At 73.5% G+C, this 19,812-nt stretch carries 16 protein-coding genes and 1 riboswitch; of the genes, 8 read left to right on the forward strand and 8 right to left on the reverse strand.

Features of this window, described 5'->3' with window-relative positions; genetic code table 11:
• Positions 1-114 precede the first annotated feature (114 nt).
• Positions 115-2,013: an acyl-CoA dehydrogenase gene (locus tag E1212_RS26585; protein ID WP_131988130.1), complete on the reverse strand. Its 1,899-nt coding sequence runs from the start codon at positions 2,011-2,013 to the stop codon at positions 115-117.
• A gap of 101 nt (positions 2,014-2,114) precedes the next feature.
• On the opposite strand from E1212_RS26585, the gene E1212_RS26590 reads away from it, so the two are divergent.
• The 6 genes from E1212_RS26590 (at position 2,115) to E1212_RS26615 (ending at position 10,888) form a co-directional block, all read left to right on the forward strand.
• Entirely contained in the window at positions 2,115-2,621 is a 507-nt protein-coding gene (locus tag E1212_RS26590) for an META domain-containing protein (protein ID WP_131988132.1), read from the forward strand.
• Position 2,622: 1 nt separating this feature from the next.
• Positions 2,623-3,420 carry an META domain-containing protein gene (locus E1212_RS26595; protein ID WP_131988134.1) on the forward strand — a complete coding sequence of 266 codons (798 nt, stop codon included), beginning with the start codon at positions 2,623-2,625 and terminating at the stop codon, positions 3,418-3,420.
• A gap of 357 nt (positions 3,421-3,777) precedes the next feature.
• On the forward strand, positions 3,778-6,411 hold the full coding sequence (locus E1212_RS26600; RefSeq protein WP_131988136.1) for a hypothetical protein: 2,634 nt from the start codon (positions 3,778-3,780) through the stop codon (positions 6,409-6,411).
• Positions 6,412-6,524: 113 nt separating this feature from the next.
• Positions 6,525-7,301 carry a membrane-associated oxidoreductase gene (locus E1212_RS26605; RefSeq protein WP_131988138.1) on the forward strand — a complete coding sequence of 259 codons (777 nt, stop codon included), beginning with the start codon at positions 6,525-6,527 and terminating at the stop codon, positions 7,299-7,301.
• A gap of 534 nt (positions 7,302-7,835) precedes the next feature.
• On the forward strand, positions 7,836-8,477 hold the full coding sequence (locus tag E1212_RS26610) for a GNAT family N-acetyltransferase (RefSeq protein WP_131988140.1): 642 nt from the start codon (positions 7,836-7,838) through the stop codon (positions 8,475-8,477).
• A 167-nt stretch (positions 8,478-8,644) separates the two neighbouring features.
• Positions 8,645-10,888: an ABC transporter permease gene (locus E1212_RS26615; protein ID WP_131988142.1), complete on the forward strand. Its 2,244-nt coding sequence runs from the start codon at positions 8,645-8,647 to the stop codon at positions 10,886-10,888.
• Between the two features lie 6 nt (positions 10,889-10,894).
• Here the strand turns inward: E1212_RS26615 and E1212_RS26620 are convergent, their stop codons facing one another.
• From E1212_RS26620 to E1212_RS26640, 6 genes are all read right to left on the reverse strand, one after another.
• Complete coding sequence (locus E1212_RS26620; RefSeq protein ID WP_131988144.1) at positions 10,895-11,272, reverse strand: VOC family protein; 378 nt, start codon at positions 11,270-11,272, stop codon at positions 10,895-10,897.
• Positions 11,273-11,345: 73 nt separating this feature from the next.
• On the reverse strand, positions 11,346-11,531 hold the full coding sequence (locus tag E1212_RS26625) for a YegP family protein (protein WP_131988146.1): 186 nt from the start codon (positions 11,529-11,531) through the stop codon (positions 11,346-11,348).
• A 77-nt stretch (positions 11,532-11,608) separates the two neighbouring features.
• Positions 11,609-12,934, reverse strand: coding sequence for a glycoside hydrolase domain-containing protein (locus tag E1212_RS26630; RefSeq protein WP_131988148.1), 1,326 nt, complete (start codon positions 12,932-12,934; stop codon positions 11,609-11,611).
• Between the two features lie 71 nt (positions 12,935-13,005).
• Entirely contained in the window at positions 13,006-13,830 is an 825-nt protein-coding gene (locus E1212_RS26635) for a glycoside hydrolase domain-containing protein (RefSeq protein ID WP_131988150.1), read from the reverse strand.
• Between the two features lie 13 nt (positions 13,831-13,843).
• Entirely contained in the window at positions 13,844-13,999 is a 156-nt protein-coding gene (locus tag E1212_RS29710) for a hypothetical protein (RefSeq protein ID WP_162605641.1), read from the reverse strand.
• A complete protein-coding gene (locus tag E1212_RS26640; protein WP_131988152.1) occupies positions 13,996-15,051 on the reverse strand; it encodes a zinc-dependent alcohol dehydrogenase family protein in 1,056 nt (351 codons plus the stop codon). The genes E1212_RS29710 and E1212_RS26640 overlap by 4 nt, the downstream gene beginning before the upstream one ends.
• Positions 15,052-15,161: 110 nt before the next feature.
• Between E1212_RS26640 and E1212_RS26645 the strand changes: the two genes are divergently transcribed.
• On the forward strand, positions 15,162-15,740 hold the full coding sequence (locus E1212_RS26645) for a hypothetical protein (RefSeq protein ID WP_131988154.1): 579 nt from the start codon (positions 15,162-15,164) through the stop codon (positions 15,738-15,740).
• Here the strand turns inward: E1212_RS26645 and E1212_RS26650 are convergent.
• Entirely contained in the window at positions 15,728-18,064 is a 2,337-nt protein-coding gene (locus E1212_RS26650) for a Tex family protein (RefSeq protein WP_275296210.1), read from the reverse strand. The two genes, E1212_RS26645 and E1212_RS26650, sit on opposite strands and share 13 nt — an antisense overlap.
• A gap of 159 nt (positions 18,065-18,223) precedes the next feature.
• A riboswitch (SAM riboswitch) is annotated at positions 18,224-18,336 on the forward strand.
• A gap of 34 nt (positions 18,337-18,370) precedes the next feature.
• On the opposite strand from E1212_RS26650, the gene E1212_RS26655 reads away from it, so the two are divergent.
• Positions 18,371-19,675, forward strand: a complete 1,305-nt coding sequence (locus E1212_RS26655) for an aminotransferase class V-fold PLP-dependent enzyme (protein WP_131988156.1) — start codon at positions 18,371-18,373, stop codon at positions 19,673-19,675.
• Positions 19,676-19,812 lie beyond the last annotated feature (137 nt).

Genomic DNA, 19,812 nt, shown 5'->3' on the forward strand with positions numbered 1-19,812 from the left:
CTCCAAGATCAACGGGCCGGGGCGGGGCGGGAGGGCAAGGCGACGGCCCCCGGACCGTGGGTGGGACGGTCCGAGGGCCGGCGTGCGGGACGGCGAGGTGTCGCCGCGGTGGGGTCAGAAGGCTGCTTCGTCGAGGTCCATCAGCGAGTTGTCGGTGGCCTCGGCGACGGCGCGCTCGGCGGCCAGCCGGGGCAGCACCTGGCGGGCGAAGAACTGGGCGGCCGCGACCTTGCCCTCGTAGAAGGCCTGGTCGCGCGGCGACGTCTCGTCGTCGAGCTTGGTCAGGGCCACGGCGGCCTGGCGCAGCAGCAGCCACGCCACCACGAGGTCGCCGGCGGCCAGCAGCAGGCGGGTGGTGTTGAGCCCGACCTTGTAGACGTTGCGGACGTCGCCGCCCTCGGTGCGGACGTCGGCTGACATGAGGAAGCCGACCATGGTGCCGAGGATGCCCTGCACGTCGGCCAGCGCCTTGGCCAGCAGCTCGCGCTCGACCTTCAGCCGGCCGCCGCCGAGCTCGTCGTCGACGGTCTGCTGGATCTGCTGCGAGAGCCAGCCGAGGGCCTGGCCGTTGTCGCGGACGATCTTGCGGAAGAAGAAGTCCTGGCCCTGGATGGCGGTGGTGCCCTCGTACAGCGTGTCGATCTTGGCGTCGCGGACGTACTGTTCGAGCGGGTAGTCCTGCAGGAAGCCGGAGCCGCCGAAGGTCTGCAGCGACTCCGAGCCCAGCAGCACCCAGGAGCGCTCGGACCCGTAGCCCTTGACGATGGGCAGCAGCAGGTCGTTGACGCGCTCGGCGGTCTCGTCGGTCTCGCCGCGCGCGGCTGCCGCGGCCACGCGGTCCTGCATGGTGGCGGTGTAGAGGACCAGTGCCCGCATGCCCTCGGCGTGCGCCTTCTGCGTCATGAGCGAGCGGCGGACGTCGGGGTGGTGGGTGATGGTGACCCGCGGCGCGGTCTTGTCCGTGGCCCGGGTGAGGTCGGCGCCCTGGACCCGCTCCTTGGCGTACTCGAGCGCGTTGAGGTAGCCCGACGAGAGGGTAGCGATGGCCTTCGTGCCGACCATCATGCGGGCGTACTCGATGACCTGGAACATCTGCGCGATGCCGTCGTGGACGTCGCCGAGCAGCCAGCCGACCGCGGGCTCGCCGTCGCCATCCGAGTCGCGGCCTCGACTGGAAAGCGTGTCTCGGCCGAACGAGAGCTCGCACGTGGTCGAGACCTTGAGGCCCATCTTCTTCTCGACGTTGGTGGCGTAGACGCCGTTGCGCGAGCCCAGCTCGCCGGTCGACGGGTCGAACCGCACCTTCGGCACGATGAACAGCGACAGCCCCTTGGTGCCGGGGCCGCCCGCGCCGTCGACGCCCACCGGCCGGGCCAGCACGAGGTGGACGATGTTCTCGCTCATGTCGTGCTCGCCGGACGTGATGAACCGCTTCACGCCCTCGATGTGCCAGGTGCCGTCGTCCTGCGGGAACGCCTTGGTGGTGCCGGCGCCGACATCGGAGCCGGCGTCGGGCTCGGTGAGGACCATGGTGGCCGCCCAGCCGCGCTCGATCATGAGCTCGGCGATGCGCTTCTGCGCCTCGGTGCCGTTGCGCCAGATGACGCTGGCGAACGACGGGCCCGACGCGTACATCCAGGCGGCGGCGTTGGAGCCGAGGATGAGCTCGGCCGCGCCCCAGAACACCGACGGCGGCAGCGGCGTGCCGCCCAGGCCCTCGGGCAGGGCGAAGCGCCACAGCTCGGAGTCCATGAGCGTGGCGAAGCTCTTCTTGAACGACTCGGGGAGCGTGACCGAGCGCTCGGCGGGGTCGTAGACCGGCGGGTTGCGGTCGGAGTCGGTGTACGACGCGGCGAGGTCCTCGCGGCTCATGCGGTCGACCTCGGCCAGGATGCTGCGCACGGTGTCGGTGTCGAACTCCGCGTACCGTCCGCCACCCAGTTGCTCGCCGCTGCCGAAGACGTCGAACAGCGCGAACTCGATGTCGCGCAGGTTGGACTTGTAGTGGCCCATCGCATCCTCCGTCGCAATTTACTACCGGCGAGTAACCCCATGGTGCTACTAGTCGGTAACTTCGCGCAACCCAGGAACGCCCGGCGGCCCGCATCCGTCCCATGGACATGCGACGACTAGGAACTCTCGCCGCGGTGGCCGGCCTCGCGTTGCTGGCGGCTTGTGGCAGCGACGATGCCGGCGACGACACCACCGCGGTCCCCGGCGACTCCTCCGAATCCGAAGGCTCCACCGAGCCGGCCGTGCCGATCGTCGGCAGCCGCTGGGTGCTGAACGAGGTCACCACCGCCGAGGCCACCCTCGAGCGGCCGGCCGACGCCGACGCCTACTTCCAGATCGACGAGAACGGCGACGTCACCGGCTCCACCGGCTGCAACGGCTTCAGCGGGTCGGCCGAGGTGAGCGACTCCAGCATCAGCTTCGCGCCGCTCATCTCCACCCGCCGCGGCTGCTCGGGCGAGCTCGGCCAGATCGACTCCTCGATGTTGCAGGTGCTCAACGGCGACGTCACCGTCGAGGTCGCCGGCGACGTGCTCACGGTCACCAACGCCGAGGGCGACACCCTCAGCCTGTCGGCGTCCGACGCCCCGTCCACGGACCTCGGCTGACATGCGACGCCCAGCAGCCGTCCTCCCGCTGCTGGGCGTCGCTCTGCTCCTGGCCGGCTGCGGCGACACCGCGGCGGGCGACGACGGCGACGGCTCGGGCACGGTCGGCGACACCGGGGCGCTCGCCGGCCGCACGTTCGTCTCCACCGAGGACATCGGCGTTCCGGGGGGCGGCCCGCTGAACCTCCAGTTCACCGACGACGGCCGGCTGCTGGCCTCCGCGGGCTGCAACAGCACCAACGGGCCGGTGTCGCTCGACGGCGGCCGGCTCGACACCGGCGACGGCCTCGCCATGACCGAGATGGGCTGCCCCGGCGAGCGCATGGAGGCCGACCAGTGGCTTCGCGACCTGCTGTCCGCGGAGCCCACCTGGGAGCTCACCGACGAGAACACGTTCGTGCTCACCGCCGGTGACACCGTGGTCTCCATGACCGACCTCGCCGTGCTCGAGCCGCCGGTCGAGCTCACCGGGCGGCAGTGGGACGTCGACGGGCTCTCCGACGGCGAGACGGCGTCGTCCATGCCGGCCGGCTTCACCGCGCACCTGCGCTTCGACGACGGCACCGTCTCCGGCTTCACCGGCTGCAACGACGTCAGCGGCACGGCCACCGTCGACGGCGACACCATCGCCTTCGCCGACGTCGTGGTGAGCGACGCCGGATGCACCGGCGGCGCCGCCTACGTGCAGGACATCGTGCTGGCGGTGCTCGAGGGAGAGGCGCTGTTCTCGATCACCGGCGACCGGCTCTCGCTCGAGACCGGTAGCGGGTTCGGACTGCAGGCGGTGGCGGCGGGCTGACCGGGCGGGGCCGACCGCAAGGTCTCAACGGGAGTGAGTCCCCCGGGGGGAAGGAAACGAGGTGCGGCGTCGTTTGTCACGGTTCGGCGCGGCTTTCCACAAGTGATCCACAACCTGTGGGTCACGGAGCGTATCGACCCGTCTGCGCCGGTGTACGTGCAGGTAGAAGACCCCTCGGACCCTTACGCCGAGGGGTCTTCACGATTCTTATCGCATCGGTGGATGAACTGCGCGTAACGACACGGCGTATCGCCGGAATCGGTTCGAGATGGTCGATCCCCATACGTCCGCATTGCCACACCCGTTACATTGATCACCGAGAACGGCGAGGGTGAGATGGCCGGACCGGGAGGCAGGGTGCGCGACAGGCTCAGCCGTGCCGAGTCGGCGCTGCGGTCGGCCGTGGCGCGGGGCGGCGAGGCCGACCTCGGGCGCGACATCGATCCTCGGTCCGTCGAGTCCGCCGACGCCTGGGACGAGTCGCGCACCGTCCGGGCCCGGATCATCGACGAGCTGCTGCGCGACACCGGCGGCGTGCCCGGCGCCGCCGTCCGGCTCACCGGGGCGCGTGTCACCGGCGGCCTGCAGCTGCGTTACGGCCGCCTCGAGCGGCCGCTGCGGCTGGACATGTGCTGGATCGACGACATCCTGATGCTCGCCGAGCTGACCGCCGCCGGCGTCGAGCTGATCCGCTGCCGCGTGCCGGACCTGCGCACCCAGTCCGTCGACGTGCAGAACGCCATCGCCGTCCGCGAGTGCCTCGTCGGCTCCGTCAGCATGGTCGACACCCATGTGCACCGGTCGGCGTCGTTCGAGGACAGCCGGTTCACCGGCCACGCCACGCTGGTGCACGCGCGCAACCTCAGCGTCGGCGGTGACCTCCTGCTCACCCGGGCCCGGATGTTCGCGTCGTCGGGCGAGGCGGTCAACGCCGAGCGGCTGCGCGTCGACGGCGGACTGAGTCTGGTCGGCGCGCGGGCCCGCGGGCCCGTCGTGCTGTCCGGCGCGACGGTGTCCGGCCGGGTCGACCTCACCGACGCCGTCCTGCGCAACCGGCACGGCGTCGCCCTCGACGCCAGGCGGCTGGTCGCGGGCGGCGTTCAGGGCCACGGCGTGCGCTGCAGCGGCACCGTCGACCTCGGACACGCGACCATCGCCGGAAGCGTCGTGTTCGACGCCGCGGTGCTGGCCAACCCCGGCGGCGACGCGCTGGTGGCCAGCGACATCGAGGCCGACCGGATCGAGATCGAGGACGGCGCGCGCATCCTCGGGCGCATGCTGATCCCGCGCGGCGTGGTCCGCGACACCCTCGCGCTGCGCGGCGTCGAGATCAGCAACCCCGGCGGCTACGCGCTGGTCGGCATCGGGGCCGCCGTCGGCTCGCTGGTGGCCGACCGCGCGCGCCTGGTGGGGCGCGTCATGCTCGACGAGATGGAGGCGACCTCCGCGCGGCTGGTCGGCACCCGCGTCACCAACCCGGACGACTCGTGGGCGATCAGCCTGCAGTCGGCGACGGTGCGGCGCGATCTCAACCTCGAGCGGCTGTCGGCGCGCGGCGGGCTCAACATCAAGGGCATCCGGGTCGGCGCCGCGGTCTTCCTGGGCGGGGCGCACCTCGACGGTGGCTACCGCGCGCTGGCCGCGTCGCGCGCCGTCATCGGTGAGCGACTCGTGCTGGGGCGCCGGTTCCGCTGCCGCGGCGACATCGACCTCGCCCACGCCGACCTCGGCAAGAGCCTGGCCATGGACGGCGCGCGGATCCAGGGCCAGCTTCGGCTGTTCCAGGCGCGGGTGCGCAGCGACGTCCTGCTGCGCGGTGCCTACATCGAGTCCTCCGGCATGGGCGTCGACGCCATCGGGCTGCGCGTCGACGGCCGCTTCACCGCCCGCGGCATGGTCTGCGACGGCGCCGTGCGGCTCACGGCGGCAGTCGCCGACAGCGTCGTGCTGACCGGCGCGCAGATCTACAACCCCGACGGCAACGCGCTCATCGCGCCGCGCATCGAGGTCCGCGGCGACTTCGTGGTGGGCAACGACCCGTACTCCTCCGACCTCGGCGGCTTCTGGGCCGACGGCGGCATCGTCATGCGCGACGGCAAGGTCGGCGGCGACCTCGTGCTCGACGGCGCCGTGCTGCGCCGGCCCGACCACCGGGTGCTCGACGGCACCGGCGTGCAGGTGGGCGGCAAGGTCTCGATCGAGCGCGCCGAGATCCAGGGCACCGTCTCGTTCGACCAGGCGCACGTGCGCCGCCGGTTCGTGCTCAGCGGGTCCACGCTGGCCGGGCACGGGGTCGGCTCCACCGACGGGCCCATCGTGTTCAGCGCCATCCAGACCATGTCCGACGAGTTCCTGGTCGACGGCGGCGTCTTCCGGGGCGCGCTGCGCCTCACCGGGTCGACGTTCGCGGCCGGGCTCAGCCTGCGCCACGCCGAGTTCGCTGCGCCCGGCCAGACGGCGCTGCTGCTCCCCGACGTCACCTGCGGGGTGTTCCGGCTGACCGGGCTCGACGTCGACGGCGCGGTCGTCGTGGCGCGCTCGCGGGTGGGTGGCGACCTCATCGTCGACGGCGGCCGCTTCCGGCACGCGGGACGGTTCGCCGTCGACGTCGCCGGCATTACGGTGGGCGGCTCGCTGATCGTCCGCGAGGCCGAGATCACGGGCGGCTTGGCGCTGCGGCGGGCCGAGGTCGGGTTCAGCGTGGTGCTGACGGCGCTGCACGGCGAGACCGGCGTCCGCGCCGACGGCCGTACCCCGGTCGAGGAGGTCGTGGCGGCGTCCGGGCTCAAGGTCGAGGGCAACCTCGAGTGCCGCGACGTCGAGCTGACCGGGCAGTTCTCGCTGGCCGAGGCCGTGCTGGCCGGTCGGCTGCTGGTCCGCGGCCGCACGACGCTGCGCAACCCCGGCCGCACCGCGGTGTTCGCGCCGAACCTGCGGGTGTCCGGGGCGATCGAGCTCGGCTCGCGCCGCTCCACCGGGACGGGCCGCTGACCATCGTCGGCGACGTCCGCCTCGACCGCGCGAACATCGGCGAGCTCTCCTGCGAGCAGGTCTCGATCAGCCAGGAGCCGGCGGCGGCCGGTCGCGCGGACGCGGCCGAGCAGGTGCGGCCCCTGATCACGCTGCACGAGGCGGTCGTGGCCCGGCGCGTGCTGATGAACGACCTCAGCATCGCGACCGTGCCGGCGGCGCGCGGCCGGCGGGCGGTCGTCGACCTGTCCGAGATGCAGGCCGGCACCGTCGAGCTGCCGGCCGGCGAGATCGCCGTCGACCTGCGCGAGTCCGAGGTCCGCACGCTGGTCATGGATCCCACCGACACCTCGATGGTCATGCTGTCGGGCCTGACGTTCGACGACCCCGGCGACGCCGACGTCGAGACGGCGCTGGCCTGGCTGCGCCGCGACCCCACCGGCTACCAGCACCAGGTGTACGAGCAGCTCGCCAACCACTACCGGCGATCCGGCGACGACGCCGCGGCCCGCACCGTCCTGCTGGCCCGGCTCCGGCACCGCCGCGACCTGCTGGGCACGTCGTCGCTGGGCCAGCTGCTGATGAAGGGCTGGGGCTACCTGCAGGACGTCACGGTCGGGTTCGGCTACCGGCCGGGCCTGGCCGCGCTCTGGTTCGTCGGGCTGCTGGTGTTCGGCACGGCCTACTTCTGGGACCGGACGCTGGACCCCGTCGAGGTGAACGTCCACCCCACGTTCAACCCGTTCGGCTACACGCTGGACCTGCTGATCCCGCTGCTGAGCCTCGGCCAGGACAACGCCTGGGACCCGCGCGGCCTCGATCTGTGGGTCGCCTACGGGCTCGTCTTCTGCGGTGCGGTGCTCGCGACGACGGTCGTCGCGGCCGTCACGCGGGTGCTCAACCGGCGCTGATCCACGAAGTTGTCCACAATTTCTGTGCACAGGGGTGTGGGTAACGCGGCGCTTCGCGCTCAGCGACTTGTGGACAGCCTTGTGGGTGGTGCCAGGTAGAGAAAATCTTGGCGGAACCCTCTTGTGCGACCTGGGCGACGGGACTAGAAATACTCCATCGTCATCGACGAGTTCGGAGCCGGAAAGCCGGGGTGACCTGGCTGAACGCACCGAAGGAGTCGAGGGCGGGCCGGACGGATAACGGCAGTTCGCCGCGTCGGGGCAACCCGACGAACCGCACTCCGATGCGCGGGGCGGCTGACGGAGCCGGACGGCAGATCGGAAGGGCTGCGAGGCACCCACGGGCAACCGTGAGCCTTGCCGACTCGAGCCACCGTCATCGGAGGTGGCGAGCATCCGGCCGGTTCACCCGGCCGTGATGGTTCCGGTCGACTGAGAAGGCCCCTCGGACCCTTACTCCGAGGGGCCTTCGCCTTTCTCCCCTCCAGTCTAAAGGCGTTGCCGCGGCGGCCCCGCGACGGGTAGACAGGGCGCGTGATCAACGCAGCCGCCGTCGCGGCCACGCCCACGCTCACCGGCGAACGCATCCGCCTGGTCCCGCTGGGGCCGCAGCACTCCGACGCGGTCTTCGAGTCGCTGTCCGACCCCGAGTCCGCCCGGCTCACCGGCACCCACCGCACGTTCACCCGGGCCGAGATCGACGCCTACTGCGCCAGCCGGGCCGAGCAGGACGACCGGCTCGACTGGGCCATCGAGGACGCCGTCACCGGCCGGTACGCGGGCGGCATCTCCGTCAACGACATCGACGCCGACAACGAGACCGGCGGCTTCCGCATCGACCTCGTCGAGTCGTACCGCGGCCGGGGCATCGGCCCCGAGGCCGTCGCGCTCATGCTCGGCTACCTGTTCGACGAGGTCGGGCTGCACCGCGTGGGGCTCGAGGTCTACGCGTTCAACCCGCGGGCGCAGCGGTCGTATGAGAAGGCCGGCTTCGTGGTCGAGGGCCGGCTGCCCGAGGCGCTGCTCTGGGACGGCGAGCGGGTCGACACCATCCTCATGGGCCAGCTCCGCTCCGACTGGCAGGCTCGCCGCGCAAGGAGGGCCGGGCAGACCGGCGATGAGAGGGGGCCGGAGGCCTCCTCGACGTCGTCGGTGCAACGCGCCAGGCCAGGGTGACCGTGCCTATGGTCATGCCTGGCCCGACGACATCCGAGGGATCAGCCTGAGGTGGGGCTGGCCCCACGGTGAAGCCGGCGGTCAGCGCCATGGGCGCCGGGCCGCCGGTTCCGTAGCGTCGGTCCCGAGGTCGCGCACCGGGCGCGACGAGTCCTCGGGAGCAACCGATGTTCGGTCTGGCGGTGCGGTCCCTGCGCCATCGCAAGGGTGCCTTCGTGGCGGCCTTCGCGGCGACGATGCTCGGCGCCGCCATCGTGATGGCGTGCGGCGGGCTGATGGAGACCGGCATCCGTACCGCGGTGCCGCCGCGGCAGCTGGCCGGGGCCGACGTCGTCGTCGCGGGAGAGCAGCGCTACGACATCCCCGGCACCGACGAGTCGGCGCTGCTGCCCGAGCGGGTGCGCCTCGACGACGACCTGGTCGCGACGGTCGCCGCCGTCGACGGCGTGGCCTCTGCCGAGGGCCGCGTCCTGGACGCCCCGGCACCCGCGGGCACGGTCGACGCGATCGCGGTGGCCGCCGAGCCGGGCGTCGGGGCCGGCGAGCTGCGCGGGCGCATCGACGCCGCGCTCGACGGCGCGCCCGCCACGGCGCTCACCGGCGACGACCGCGGCCTGGCCGAGGTGCTGCCGGCGCGGGCCGGCAGCGAGGACCTGATCGCCCTGGCCGGCGTCTTCGGCGGCTGGGCGACCATGGTGTCGATGTTCGGCGTGGCGTCGATGCTGGCGCTCTCGATCCAGCAGCGCGGCCGCGAGCTGGCGCTGCTCCGCTCGGCCGGCGCGACGCCCGGCCAGCTGCGCCGCATGGTGCTCGGCGAGACGCTGCTGCTCTGGCTGCTGGCGACGGCGGCGGCGCTGGTGCCGGGCCGCTTCCTGGGCGAGTTCCTGTTCGAGCGGATGACCGACGCGGGCGTCGTCCCGGCGGGCATCGAGTTCCGGCAGGGCTGGATCCCCGTGGTGGCGGCCGTCGGCGCCGCGCTCGTCGCGGCCGTCGGCGGGGCGCTGATCGCGGGCCGCCGGGCGGCGGCCGTCCGGCCCACCCAGGCGCTCACCGAGGCCGCCCTCGACACCCGCGGCATGAGCCCGTGGCGCTGGCTGTTCGGGATGCTGGCGCTGAGCGGCGGCATCGCGCTCGGCGTGGTCACGGTGACCGTCATGAGCGGCCCGCTGACGTCGAGCACGGCCGGTCCCGCGGTGATCCTGTGGGCCATCGGGATGGCGCTGCTCAGCCCGGTGCTGATCCGGGCGCTGACCGCGCTGCTGCAGTGGCCCGTCCGCGCCGCCGGCGGGGTCTCCGGGCACCTGGCGGTCCTCAACACCCGTGGCCGGACGTCCCGCACGGCCGCCGTCGTCGCGCCGATCATCATGCTGACCGGCATCGCCACCGGCACGCTCTACCTGCAGTCGACCGAGGACGCGGCGAACCGCGACGCCTTCGCCCGGGGGCTGGTCGCCGACGCCGTCGTGACGTCCGCCGAGCCCGTCGGTCCCGGGCTGGTGGACCGCCTCGCCGGCCTCCCCGGGGTGGCCGGCGCCTCGGCGCTGGTCCGCAGCACCGGGTTCGTCGAGTCGCCGCACGACGGCTCCCAGAGCGACGAGGGCTGGACCCTGCAGGGCGTGACGGCGGCGGGCGCGGCCGCGACGACCCCGGTGACGGCGGTGGACGGCGCACTGACCGGCCTGACGGGATCGACCGTCGCGCTGGCCGCGGACCACGCGCGCTCCCTGGGCGTCGGGCTCGGCGACGAGCTGACGCTGCGGCTGGGCGACGGCGCCGCGGCGACGGTGCGGGTGGCCGCGACGTTCGACGCCGCCGACGACTACGACACGCTGCTGCTGCCGGCGGACCTGCTGGCGCCGCATACCACGGCCGGCGAGGCGCACGAGGTGCTGGTGGCCGCCGAGGGCGACCCGGACGCCGTCGTCGCCGCCGTCGAGGAGCTGGCCGCCGCGGCCCCCGGGCTGGCGGTCGCCGGCCGCACGGCGCTGTTCGACGACTACGGCAGCCAGCAGCGGACCCTGGCGTTCGCCAACTACACCGTCGTCATCATGATCGTCGCATATGCCGCGATCACGGTGATCAACGTCCTCTCCGCCAGCACCGGCGCGCGGCGGCGCGAGTTCGGGCTGCAGCGGCTCACCGGCGCCACCCGCGCGCAGGTCATGCGGATGGTCGGCGCCGAGGGCGTGCTGGTGGCGGCCCTCGGCATCGCGCTCGGGACGCTCGCCTCGGTCGCGACGCTGGTGCCGTTCAGCCTGGCGCGGGCCGACTCGCTGACGCCGTCGGGCTCGCCGCTGATCTACCTGGGCGTCGTGGCCACCGCGCTCGCGCTGACGCTGGGCGCCACGCTGCTGCCGGCCCGGCAGGCGCTGCGCCGGCGGGCGGCCGAGGCCGCGACGGCGGCGGACTGACCCCGGTCAGTCGGGCTCGGAGACGCAGAACTCGTTGCCCTCGGGGTCGAGCATGGTGGTCCACCGCTCGTGGACGCGGTGCACGCTCGCCCCGAGGGCGACCAGCCGCTGCACCTCGGCCTCGCGGTCGGGCGCCTCGACGTCGAGGTGCACGCGGTTCTTCACCGTCTTGCGCTCGGGCACCTGCTGGAAGAACAGCGTCGGCCCGGGGCCGCCGACCCCCACCGTCGGGTCGGTCTCGGGCGTGAGGCCGAGACCGGCCAGCCGGTCGATCTCGGCGTCGTCGTAGGGGAGGACGTCGTAGCCGTCGAGCACCGCCGTCCAGAACCGGGCCAGGCCGGGGGCGTGGACGCAGTCGACCACGATCTCGCGCAGGGCTGCCATGGACGACGACGGTAGACGACGAGAGCCCCGGCCCGCGGGGTGCGGGGCCAGGGCTCGTCCGGGCGTGCCGTGATCAGTCGTCGGTCTGGTCGTCGACGACGGCGTCCACGGCGTTGCGCCGGATCGAGTCGATGCCGTTGAGCGCGCCGTTCTTGCTCGCGTACGCCTCGCCGACGGCGATGGTCTCGCCGTTGCCGGCCTTCAGCCGGAAGCGATACTGGTCGGATTTGTCCTTGTAGAGCTCGAACTTGCCTGCCATGAGGGTCCTCCGTGGGGTCGACAGAGTTGGCAGCGACAGATTAGAGCCCGGGGGTGAACCGCGCAGCCCGAACACGGTCACGGGCAGCGCGGCACCGGTGCGCTCCAGGTGTTGGCGGACCGGTTGCCCACGAAGTAGTCGCTGACCCAGCGCCCGTCGTGCAGCCGGTTCCAGACCCGGCTGGTGCCCACCAGCGAGCCGAGGCCCTGGCACATGACGTAGGCCAGGGCGCCCGGCGGCAGGGCCGCGCCGGAGGCCGCGTAGTTGGTGCCCGGGCCGACCCGGGCGACCAGCGACGTCGTGCTCGTCACCTGGCCGGGATAGGTGCACCGCGGCAGCGCGCTCGAGAAGGTGGTGTTCGACGGCGTCGAGACGTAGTAGTCGGTGACCCAGCTGCCGTCGGTGAGCCGGTTCCACACCGCGCTGGTGCCGACCGCCTGGCCGTGGCCTTGGCAGACGACGGCGACCGTGGCGCCGGCGGCGATGCTGCGCGCCACCGGGTACGCCGTCGACGGGCCGGTGCGGGCGTTGAGCGCCGTCGTGCTGGTGACCCGGTAGCTCTGGGCGACGGTCGCGACCGGCGCGTCGAGGGAGTCGCTGTCGATGTTCAGCGTGACGCCGCCCCAGGTCTCGTTGTGGTCGCCCTGGTACTGCTTGGCGCGCTGGTGCCCGGCCCACTGCGAGTTCGGCGCCGTCGGCCAGCCGGTGAGCGCCGGGTTGCCGTCCCAGCGGGCCATCCAGACGGCGTCCGGACGGGCCCAGCTGGCGGAGTTGTACGACGCGGACAGCGCGGCCAGGCCGGAGTCCTGGTGCACGTAGACGCCGGCCAGGTAGCCGGCCTGGTGGACGGCGACGGTCCAGGCGGAGACGTAGCGGCGGACCGCCAGCGTGCAGTCGGCGTTCAGGCGGTCGTAGTGCTCGACGTCGGCGTAGAGCGCGCTGCCCGGCAGCAGGCCGAGCGCGCGGGCCTGGGCGACGGCGTCCTGCGCGTCGGCGGTGCCGAACGAGCCGGCGGTCCCCGCGGTGTAGCGGTGCGGCTTGGTGCCGAGCATGCAGTACGGCTGACGGCCGAAGTAGGTGGGCAGCAGCCGCCAGCCTCCCGCCGTCGCGCCGCGGACCCAGGCGGCGGTGAGGTTGGGCTGCGTGCAGCCGCGGTTCACGCCGCCGAAGTAGATGTTCACCGTGCGGTACGACGACGCCCGCCAGGCCTGCAGCGCGGCCAGCGACGGCGCCGTACAGGTGTCGAAGCCGCGCCCCGTGGCCATGGTGGCCGACGAGCCGCTGGGATAGTTGCCGGGGGTGGCGGGGTACCCGCCGGCCGGTGTCGCGAGTGCCGTGGCGACGAGGCTCGCGCCGACCGCGACCCCGGCCGCTCTGCTGAGAATGCCCGTCCAGCGGCTCATGGTGGACCCCCCGTCCTCCGGTACCGAGTGTCCTCTGGGAAAGCCCTGTTGAACAGGGGTTTCGGCGGGTGTTACCGATCTGCGACCGTGGCGACCGGAGCGTCCAGCGAGTCGCTGTCGATGGTGAGGGTGACCCCGCCGTGCGTCTCGTCGTGGTCGCCGAGGTACTGCTTGGCGCGCTGGTGGTCCGGCCACTGGCTGTCGGGCGCCGTCGGCCAGCCCGTGAGCGCCGGGTCGCCGTCCCAGCGGGCCATCCAGACGGCGTCGGGACGGGCGAACTCCGGGGAGTCGTAGACGGCGGACAGGTCGCGCAGCCCGGAGTCCTGGTGCACGTAGACGCCGGCCAGGTAGCCGGCGGCGTGCAGCGTGGTCGTCCAGGCCGACACGTAGTGCCGCACGGCCGTGACGCAGGAGGTGTCGCTGCGGTCGTAGTGCTCGACGTCGGCGTAGAGCGCGCTGCCCGGCAGCAGCCCGAGGTGCTCGGCCTGGGCGAGGGCGTCCTGTGCGTTCGCGGCGCCGATGGCGGTGGCGTCGGCCTCGGTGAAGCGGTGCTCCTTGCTGCCCAGCATGCAGCTGGGCTGATGCCCCATGTACGTGGGCAGGAGCTCCCAGCCCAGGCCGCTGACGGTCTGGACCCACGACGGCGTCAGGTTCGGCTGCCGGCAGCCGCGGTTGATGCCGCCGAAGTAGATGTTGACCGTCGTGTACGGCGACGTCCCCCACCACGCGTCGAGCGCGGCGACCGACGGCGCGGTGCAGGTGTCGAAGCCCAGGCCGGTGGCGATGGTGGGCTCGGCGACACGGACGTCGGCGGCGCTGACAGGCGCGGCGGCGCTGACCGAGGTGGCGGCGAACGTGAGGGCGGCGGCGATGACCTTGTGTCGTCTGCGGGTCATTCCAGCAGTCATATCATTGCGGGAGCAACCGGCGGTAGGTCCCTTCGGCCAGGTCCGCCTCGATGGACGGTCCTTCCGGCAGCCGGCCGAGCAGGTCGCGCACCGATCGTTCGCGCAGCGCCCGCGCGGCGCCGACGAACCCTGTCGCGCCGGTGACGAAGACCCTCACGCGACCACCGCCGGGCGCAGGATCGTCACGCCGGTCGGCGATGCGTCCGACATCGCGAGCAGCGCGTCGACGCCCTCCTCGAGGGTGAGCTCGCGGCCGAGCAGCAGGTCCGGCCGCAGCGTGCCCGCGGCGATCTCGGCCAGCATGGCCGGGTAGTGGTGCGCCGCCATGCCGTGGCTGCCCAGCAGCTCCAGCTCGTGGGCGACCACCGGGCCCATGCCGACCGCCTGGCCGGCGTGCTCGGCCACCAGCAGTCCGGCCTGCACGTGCCGCCCGCGCCGGCGCAGCCCGCGCACGGAGTTCTGGAAGGTCGTCGTGCTGCCCAGAGCGTCCAGCGAGAGGTGCGCGCCGCCGCCGGTGGCGTCGCGGACCGCGGCCACCACGTCGGTCCCGCCGCTCGCGCTGACCGTCACCGCGGCGCCGGCCGTGCGGGCCAGTTCGAGCGCCGGCGCAGCGACGTCGACGGCGACCACCCGCGCCCCGTGCGCCGCGGCGATCATGACCGCCGACAGCCCCAGCCCGCCGCACCCGTGCACGGCCACCCACTCGCCGGCCGCGACCCGGCCCTGCTGCACGACCGCCCGGTACGCCGTCGCGAACCGGCAGCCCAGCCCGGCCGCCGTCGCGGCGTCGACGTCGTCGGGCAGGCGCACCAGGTTGACCGCCGCGTGGTCGATCGCCACGTACTCGGCGAAGGAGCCCCAGTGGGTGAAGCCGGGCTGTGTCTGGCGCACGCAGACCTGGTGGTCGCCGGCCCGGCACTGCTCGCAGTCGCCGCAGGCGCAGACGAACGGGACGGTGACCCGCCCGCCCGGCCGCCAGCCCTGGTCCGCCACATCCGGCGCCACCTCGGCGAGCACGCCGGCCAGCTCGTGTCCCGGCACGTGCGGCACCGTGACGTCGTCGTCGTGGCCCATCCAGCCGTGCCAATCGCTACGGCAGAGGCCGGTGGCCTCGACGCGGATGACCGCTCCGCCGGGCGGACAGGCCGGCTCCGGGACGTCGCGGACGACCGGCCGGTCACGAAACCTCTCGTACACCATCGCGCGCACTGGCAACCTCCACGGGACGACCCTAGGCGGCTACGGGAAATGCGCGGCGGGGCCGCCCGTCGCGAAGCTATAGTCCGCGTGGACCACCTGCACGTGGGAGAGGCTGGACGGTGGCGATCAACGATCTCTTCGACGCCGCCATGTCGTTCCCGGCGGTCCCGTTCACGTTCCTCGTCCTTGCCGTGGTCGTCTACTGGCTCCTGGTGATGGTCGGCGGCACCACCCCGCCGCCGGGCGACGGCGTCCCGCTCAACGTCTCCGGGTCGGTGTTCCTCGTGCTGGCCTGGTTGGCCACCATGGCCGGCGCCCTGGCCCGGGGCGGCGACGTCGCGGTGCGGCCGCAGGGCGTCGCGGCGTCGGCGGTCATCGTCGTGCTGGGGCTGCTGGTGGCAGGCGCCGGCACCGCGCTACTGGCGGTGCCGATCCGGCGGGTCCTGCGGGCCGGCGCGGTCGCCGACCCGGCCCGCCTGGTCGGCAGCGTCTGCGTGGTGCGCACCGCTGACGTCGGGCCCGACGCCGGCCAGGCCGAGGTCACCGGCGCCGACGGCACCGCCGTCGTCATCGAGATCCGCCACGACGGCTTCGAGGCGCTGCGTCCCGGCAGCACCGCGATGATCCACGTCTACGACGCCGAGCACGGGGTTTTCTGGGTCACGGCGTTCGACCCCAAGCTCGGCTATCGGCCGTAGCCCGCCCGGCGGAACGCGTCGGCGATGGCCCCGCCGGGCGGCGCGGTGTCGCGCTCGCCCTGCGACCGGCCGCCGCGCTGACCGCCCCGAGGCTGACTGCCTCCGTTGCGGGGCTGGGGCTGTCCGCCGCCGCGCTGCCCGGGTGCGGGTGGCTCGTCGTCGAGGCGCAGCGTCAGCGAGATGCGCTTGCGGTCGACATCGACGTCCATGACCTTGACCTGGACGACGTCGCCGGGCTTGACGATCTCGCGCGGGTCGGAGACGAACCGCTTGGACATGGCCGACACGTGGACCAGGCCGTCCTGGTGCACGCCGACGTCGACGAACGCCCCGAACGCGGCGACATTGGTGACGACGCCCTCGAGGCGCATGCCGGGCTTCAGGTCGGTGAGCTTCTCGACGCCGTCGCTGAACGTGGCGGTGCGGAACGACGGGCGCGGGTCGCGGCCGGGCTTCTCGAGCTCGCGCAGCACGTCGGTGACCGTCGGGACGCCGAAGAGCTCGTCGGCGAAGTCGGCCGGGCGGAACTCGCGCAGCCTCCGCGTGTCGCCGAGCAGCCCCTCGAGGTCGCCGCCCGAGCGGTCGACGATGCGCCGGACCAGCGGATACGCCTCAGGGTGCACGCCGGAGGCGTCGAGCGGGTCGTCGCCGCCGGGGATGCGCAGGAAGCCGGCGCACTGCTCGAACGCCTTGGGGCCGAGCCGCGCGACCTCCTTGAGCGCCGTGCGGGTGCGGAACGGCCCGTGGTTCTCGCGATGGGCGACGATGTTCTCGGCCAGTCCCGGCGTGATGCCCGAGACCCGGCTGAGCAGCGGCGTCGACGCGGTGTTGAGGTCGACGCCGACCGCGTTGACGCAGTCCTCGACGACGGCGTCGAGCGAGCGGGACAGCGCGAAGTCGGGAAGGTCGTGCTGGTACTGCCCGACGCCGATGGACTTCGGGTCGATCTTGACCAGCTCGGCCAGCGGGTCCTGCAGCCGCCGCGCGATGGACACCGCGCCGCGCAGCGAGACGTCCATGCCGGGCAGCTCCTGGGCGGCGAACGCCGACGCGGAGTACACCGACGCACCGGCCTCGGAGACCATGACCTTGGTCAGGCCGGGCCGCAGCGCCGCGAGGTCGGTGGCCAGCTTGTCGGTCTCGCGCGACGCGGTGCCGTTGCCGACGGCGACCAGGTCGACGTCGTGCTCGCGGGCCAGCCGCTCCAGGGCGGTGAGCGCCTCGTTCCAGCGGTTGGCCGGCTGGTGCGGATAGACGGTGTCGGTGGCGACGACCTTGCCGGTGGCGTCGACGACGGCGACCTTGACGCCCGTGCGGAAGCCGGGGTCGAGGCCGAGCGTGGCGCGGGTGCCGGCGGGCGCGGCCAGCAGCAGGTCGCGCAGGTTGGTGGCGAACACCCGGATCGCCTCTTCCTCGGCCGCCTCGCGCAGCCGGGTGCGCAGGTCGAGGTCGAGGCGGAGCAGGATGCGGGTGCGCCAGGCCCAGCGGACGGTGTCGGTGAGCCAGCCGTCGGCGGGCCGGCCCTCGTCGCGGATGCCGAACCGGTGCGCGATCTCGGCCTCGTAGGCCGCGGTGGAGCCGTCGTCGCCGGTGGGGTCGACGGTGAGGTCGAGGACCTCCTCCTTCTCGCCGCGGAACATCGCCAGCACCCGGTGCGACGGCAGCTTCGTGAGCGGCTCGGCGAAGGCGAAGTAGTCGGCGAACTTGGCGCCGTCGGTCTCCTTGCCCTCGCGCACCTTCGCCGTCATGCGCCCCGCGGCCCACACCTGCTCGCGCAGGGTGCCGATGAGGTCGGCGTCCTCGGTGAACCGCTCGACCAGGATGGCCCGCGCGCCGGCCAGCGCGGCGGCGGCGTCGTCGACCCCGGCCTCGGGATTCAGGTAGTCCGCGGCGACGGCCTGCGGGTCCAGTGTGGGGTCGGCGAGCAGGCCGCCGGCCAGCGGCTCGAGCCCGGCCTCGCGGGCGATCTGCGCCTTCGTGCGCCGCTTCGGCTTGTACGGCAGATAGATGTCCTCGAGCCGGGCCTTGGTGTCGGCGAGGAGGATCCGCGCCTCGAGGGCGTCGTCGAGCTTGCCCTGCTCGCGGACGGACTCCAGCACCGCCGCCCTGCGCTCCTCGAGCTCGCGCAGGTAGCGCAGCCGTTCCTCCAGCGTGCGCAGCTGGGTGTCGTCGAGCCCGCCGGTGCGCTCCTTGCGGTACCGGGCGATGAAGGGGACGGTGGCGCCCTCGTCGAGCAGGGCGACGGCGGCGCCGACCTGGTGCTCGTGGACGCCGATCTCCTCGGCGATGCGCTGCTGGACGGACGGCAGGGCGGGCTTGGACACGTGGTTCCACTCTCTCGGCAGGACGTCTCCGGCATTCTGCCGCGCCGGGCCGGGCCACCGCGAGCCGGTCCGGCAGGCCTGGGAATTCTCATCATCCGGGACGATTTCGTTCAGCAGGTGGACGACAGTGGCGGCCTGCGGTTAGGCTCGCGGTCGAAAGGTCATGAGCGCCAGCGCCAAGCCCCGGCTCGCTGGCCGGCAACCCTCCTCCGCGGCGGGGTGCCCCGGGTGACGACCTGGCCGGCTCGGCACCGAGGCGGCAAGCGCGGACCCGCACCCGGGTCCCCGAGACCCGGAGGCCCTGCCATGACCGTCACCGAGCTGCCCTGTACGCCGTCCGTCCTGGCCAGCCCGCTGCCGGCCGCGCCCACCCGGCCGCTGCTGCCCGTGGTCGGCGCCGACCTGCGCGCGCCGCTGGCCACCGGCGGCGACACCCGCTACGTCAATCTCGACTACGCCGCCAGTGCGCCGGCGCTGCTGGCCGTGGCCGACCACGTTGCCGAGATCCTGCCGACCTACGCCAGCGTGCACCGCGGCGCCGGCTACGCCTCCCAGCTGTCGACACAGCGCTACGAGGACGCCCGCGGCACCGTCGCCCGCTTCGTCGGCGCCCGCCCGGACGACGTCGTGGTGTTCACGCGCAACACCACCGACGCGCTGAACCTGCTGGCAGGCTGCGTCCCCGACGGTGGCGAGGTGGTGGTCCTCGACATCGAGCATCACGCGAACCTGCTTCCCTGGCAGCGCCGGGCGCACCGGGTCGTCGAGGCCGCCTCGACGCTGGCGCAGACGCTGAGCCGGCTCCAGGTCGAGCTGGCCCGCCGCCCGGCCGCGCTGCTCGCCGTGACCGGCGCCTCGAACGTCACCGGTGAGCAGCTGCCCCTCGGAGCGCTGGCCGGACTGGCGCACCGCCACGGCGCGCGCATCGTCGTCGACGCCGCGCAGCTCGCGCCGCACCGCCGCATCGACGTCGTCGCCGGCGAGATCGACTACGTCGCGTTCTCCGGCCACAAGCTCTACGCCCCGTTCGGCGCCGGTGTCCTGGTCGGCCGGCGCGACTGGCTCGACGCCGCCCCGCCGTACCTGGCCGGCGGCGGCGCCGTCCGCGAGGTCACCCTGACGGCGACGGACTGGGCGCCGGCGCCGGCGCGCCACGAGGGCGGCTCGCCGAACGTCATCGGCGCCGCGGCGCTGGCGCGCGCCTGCGAGGCGATCGCGGCCCTGCCCGAGGGCTGCGCCGAGGTGCACGAGTCGGCGCTGCGCCGGCGGCTGCTGGCCGGCCTGGACCGCATCGAGGGCGTGCGGACGCTGCGGCTGTGGCCCGACAGCGGCTCGGCCATCGGTGTCGTCGCCTTCACCGTCGACGGCTACCCGGCCCGGCAGGTGGCGGAGTACCTCTCCGCCGAGCACGGCATCGGTGTGCGCGACGGCCGGTTCTGCGCGCACCCGCTGCTGTCCAAGCTGGGCGCCGACGGCGCTGCGCTGCGGGCCAGCTTCGGGCTCGGCTCCACCGCCGACGACGTCGACCGGCTGCTGGCCGCCGTCGAGCACCTGGTGACCGAGGGAACCACCGGCACGTACGCCACCAGCGCGGAGCGTCCCTGCGACTAGACCCGTCCAGGCCGCTCGGACGTACCATGCAGTGTGGCCGGGTACAGCCTCGTGGCGGCGGCCGCCCTCGTGCTGACGGCGGCGGCCTGCAGCGGCGAGGACGAGCCCGCGTCAGCGCCGTCGCCGTCGATCCCGAC

The sequence above is a fragment of the Jiangella ureilytica genome (assembly GCF_004348545.1).
GTDB classification, from domain to species: domain Bacteria; phylum Actinomycetota; class Actinomycetes; order Jiangellales; family Jiangellaceae; genus Jiangella; species Jiangella ureilytica.